At 67.6% G+C, this 4,309-nt stretch carries 3 protein-coding genes and 1 pseudogene; all 4 read left to right on the forward strand.

The features are described 5' to 3' along the window. Positions 1 to 217: pseudogene (locus tag ACTHLF_RS20215) on the forward strand (UDP-glucose 4-epimerase GalE); the annotation flags it as partial. A gap of 152 nt (positions 218 to 369) precedes the next feature. Further along, positions 370 to 2,028 carry a hypothetical protein gene (locus tag ACTHLF_RS20220; RefSeq protein ID WP_440329869.1) on the forward strand — a complete coding sequence of 553 codons (1,659 nt, stop codon included), beginning with the start codon at positions 370 to 372 and terminating at the stop codon, positions 2,026 to 2,028. Next, entirely contained in the window at positions 2,025 to 3,572 is a 1,548-nt protein-coding gene (locus ACTHLF_RS20225; RefSeq protein WP_440329871.1) for an oligosaccharide flippase family protein, read from the forward strand. The genes ACTHLF_RS20220 and ACTHLF_RS20225 overlap by 4 nt, the downstream gene beginning before the upstream one ends. Then, on the forward strand, positions 3,569 to 4,309 hold a 741-nt coding region (locus ACTHLF_RS20230; RefSeq protein WP_440329873.1), incomplete at its 3' end, for a hypothetical protein. The genes ACTHLF_RS20225 and ACTHLF_RS20230, both read left to right, overlap by 4 nt.

Genomic DNA, 4,309 nt, shown 5'->3' on the forward strand with positions numbered 1-4,309 from the left:
CGACGCCGTCGCCCGCGCAAGCGGGCACTCGCTGAATGTGGTCGAGCTTCCGCGGCGGCCGGGCGATATCCCCAACCTGATCGCCTGTAGCGACAAGCTGCGCGCGGTCCTCGGCTGGGAGCCGTGCCACGACGACCTAGATTTCATCGTGCGGACGGCGCTGAGCTGGGAGCATCAGCTGCTCGTAACCACCGCGCCCGTCGCGTCCGTGGCATGACCCCCGGCCTCGCCCACCGTCGCCGGCGATCCGCCCCACGCCTGTGGGAGCGCGCTCGCGCGCGATGCTCTGCCGCCACCGACCGCACCAGCTTCTTGTGGGAGCGCGCTTGCGCGCGATGCCCGCCTCAGGTCGCCGAAACAAGCGGCCCCATGACCCGACACTTCCTCTTCCTCCTGGCCTGCCTCCTTGCGCTCGCCTCCATCATCGGCCCCGACCTGGCGGTCGCCTCCGGCGCGCTGCCACCAGCGATCCAGAAAATCGACGTGAAGCGCGTCGCCGGGCAGGGCGATGCCATGCCGGTATCGGTGGGCATTCCCTTCGCCCCTGGCATGCTCCGCGACGCCCACGACGTACGCATCCTCGATGCGCACGGCAATGAAGTGGCAGCCGACGTCAAGGTCATGCTGACCTGGCATTTCCACGACGGCAGCATCCGCGCGGTCCGCGCACAGTTCCGCGCCGGGCAGGGCACGTATTACTTCGCGTTTGGCGAACCCCGCCAGGCATCCGCACCGGGTTGGCCGTATCCGGACGGCCTGGTGAAAGGCAAGCCTGCGGCGTTGGGGACTTTGACGCCACAGTGGCTCACCGCCTCGCTCATCGCCGGCCCGCAAAGCGTGGCGGCGAAGGACGAGGCGTACGCGCGCTACGTGGATGCGCAGTTCAGCTGGGCGCGCGACCTGCCGGTAAAGGACACCACGGCGTGGCTGTTCGACCGGCCTTCCACCTTGTTCACGGCCTACGTGCGCACCGGGCGTGCGGATTACCTCGAAGCCGCGGAAGAGAGCTACCGCTGGTACATGGCGGGGATCAAGCGCGATGGCGTGCCGGTCAGCCCCTCCTGCGCAGGCGGCTGGTTGCCGGATGAGAAGCCGTGCGACGTGAAATACGTCTACATCGAGCCTATCCTGCTGGCGGTGGGACTCACCGGCGACGACAGCATGCACGACGCCGACCTGGTCACGAAGATGGCCGACCTGTGGGCGAGCGGCGGCTGGAACGAGCGGCCAGGCCCGTACGCGGCGCCGAAAGATTACTTCACCGAGCGGCTCGCGGGCCTGGGCCTGATCGAGACCGTTGCGGCGTATGAATTGACCGGCGACAAACGCGATCGCGAGCGTGTCGCTTCGCGGATTGGTTGGCTCGAAGCCCACCAGCGGCATAACCCCGATGGGCTCGGCGACGACGGCTCCTGGCGCAACAGCTGGAACGTCCACGAGAACGACCCGAACGGCCCCGACGACGTCCGCGGCGCATCGCCGTGGATGAGCGAGAACATCATCGATGGTCTCTGGCACGCGTGGCTGGTGACGAGCGACGCACGCATCCCGCCAATGATCGTGGACTTCGGCAAGTACCTCGAGCGGTATGGCTGGATCGATCCCAAGTTCCTTGTATCGCCGCACGACTGGCGGAATGGCTGCTCGGGGCCGAACGGCCAGATCGCGTGGTACTGGTCGTCTTCCCACGCGCCCGCCGCCGCGATCACGAAGATCCAGGAGAGCGAAGGCTGGTACAGCGACGGGCATACGGTGGAACTCGGCCTTCCCGTGGCGGCCGCGTATTACTTCACGACGGATGCGGAGCAGGCCGCGGCGTTGAAGAAGCGCTTCGCGGCCATCGCGGATTCCTATAGCCCATCCTGCGCGGCCATCTTGGATACCTTGCGCCGGTTCAACTGGAACAACCGCGGCGCCGGCGTGGCGCAGTGGATGATGGACCAGCCGGCCGGCGCGGGCCTGAAGGCCGCGGCGGCGGGCAGTGCGGCGCCGCACGCGGATAAGGTCGCTTCAGGAGCTCCACCGTGACCCGCCGCCTCGATGTCCTGCGCAGCGTCGGCATCGTCACGGTGTCCACGTATATCGAGTACGCGCTCGGCCTGTTGATGAGCGTGTGGATCGCACGTTCCCTCGGGCCCGCGGATTTCGGTAGGTACGCCTTCACCGTTTGGCTTTGCGGCTGGCTGATCGTCTGCTCCAACCATGCGCTGACCACGTCTTCAACCAAGTTCATCGCCGAAGCCGACGGCATGGGCGATCCGCGCCTGGCGTCGAGCCTCGCCGCGCGGTTCTCTCGCATCCAGGGCTGGAGCTCGCTGGGTGTGATCGGGCTGTTCGTCCTCGTTGCGGTGTTGTTCCGCCCGTCGGAGTGGGACCAGTCCCTGCTGCCGATCATGTTGCTCGTCGTCGTGGCGGTCGTCGCCAAGGCGAACTACGCGATGCTGGTGGCGATCGGCAAGGGGCAGGAGCGCTTCGAGCCGGAGGCCGTGGCCACCGTGATCGGTGGCGTTGCCGGCATGCTGCTCGTCCTGGGGGCCATGTTCGCCCATGCCAGCCTGCTCGCCTTCGTTGCGCTGTACACGATCGCCTGCCTGCTTCTCAACCTGATCAACCGCATCATGTACAGGCGGCTCTGCCGGCCCTTCGAGCCGGGCCCCGTGCCTGAAGCGATGGCCGCGCGGGTAAAACGCCACCTCAAGCTCACCGCCGTACTCGTGCTGATGGGCTCGTTCAGGACCGGCACGATCGAAGTCTTCCTGCTGAACACGTTCAGCGGGTCCGTCGCCGTGGGCTACTTCGCCATTGCCGGCACGCTTACCCGTGGCGCCGTGCAGCTGTTCTCCGTGGGGCTCACGTCGACGCTGCTGCCGTACATGGCCAAGACGTTTGGCGAAAGCGGCACGGCGAAGGCCGCGCGCTTCCTTTCCGAGGCCACGCGATTCTATTGGGCGGTGGGTATCTGCATCGCGGGGCTGGGTGTCGTCACCACCCCGGAAATCGTGCGGCTCATGTACGGCACGCGTTACGTGGATGCCATTCCCGCGATCGAGGCGACCCTGGTGCTCGGCGGCCTGCTGCTTATCGGCAACGGCATCGCGGCCTTCCAGACCGTCGTCGACCGCCAGGACGATCGCCTGCGGATCGCTGCCGTTGCCCTGGTCGCGAACGCGGTGCTGGGTATCGCCCTGATCCCGCCGTTCGGGCTGGCGGGTGCCGTCGGGACGTATGCCGCTACGCGTATCGTCGAGATGGCACTCGCGGTCCATTACCTGCGCAAGGCGACACAGGGCGGCCTGCCGCTGGCGGCGATGACACGACTTTTCGCGGTGGGCGTGGTGGCCACCGCCGCGGCGTGGGCAGCCACGGAGGCGACGCCCTCGCGGCTTGGCTTCCTGCTGGGTGCGGCCGCGTTCATGGCCATCTACATCCCGGGTAGCGCGTGGGTGCGCTACTGGTCCGCCGACGATCTCCAGTTGATGGCAGGTATCAGCCGCAGGCTGGGGCCGCCCGGGCGCGTGCTCTCGCGCGTGCTCGCCACCGTGCCGCCCGCGGCGGCGAAGGCTTCCCCATGAACTACCTCTGCTCGACCCTGCATGACCTGGACGCGCTGCGCGCCGCGCGCGATGAGATGGCCGCCCTGGCGGAACTGCCGGGCGGCTGCGACGGGATCGTCCAGCACCCGGACTGGATCGCTTACGAGGTGGAGAGCCGCGACGATGGCACGGCGCCGCACGTGGTGGTCGTGCGTGACAGTGCAGGGCGCATGGTCGGCTATGCGCCACTGCTGGCGATCCGCCACACGGCACGGCTGGATCTTGCCGGGCGGCGCGTGCGGGTCTACGAGGGTGCAGCGTTGCGCATGCTGGGCGCCGGCGTCGTTTCGTCAGCGGACGATCGGGCGACCGTGATGCTGGCGATCGTCCGCCAGCTCCATGGCGATGCGAACATTCGCGTTATCCGCATCCAGGAGAGCGCGCTGCCCAATGCTTTCGCGCAGGCGCTGGGCAAGGGGGAGGACATGCGACTCGTGCCAGCCAACCTGCTGGAGCAGGTCCAGTGGACGATTCGCGACCAGCCGTCCTCGGCGGCGTGGCTCGCGCAGATGGACAAGAAGCGACGTACCGACCTTAGCCAGCGAGTCGGCCGGGCCTACCGCAAGCTCGGTAGCGACGCTGCGTTACATACGTTCGATACGCCCGAGTCGATGCCTGAGTATTGCCGGCTGATGCACGAGGTTTACGCGCGCACGTGGCACCACGACGACCTGCCGACGCAATGGGATCATCCAGCGCGGGTCGCGTTGTTCCAG

This window comes from Luteibacter sp. (assembly GCF_051958795.1).
Taxonomy (GTDB): domain Bacteria; phylum Pseudomonadota; class Gammaproteobacteria; order Xanthomonadales; family Rhodanobacteraceae; genus Luteibacter.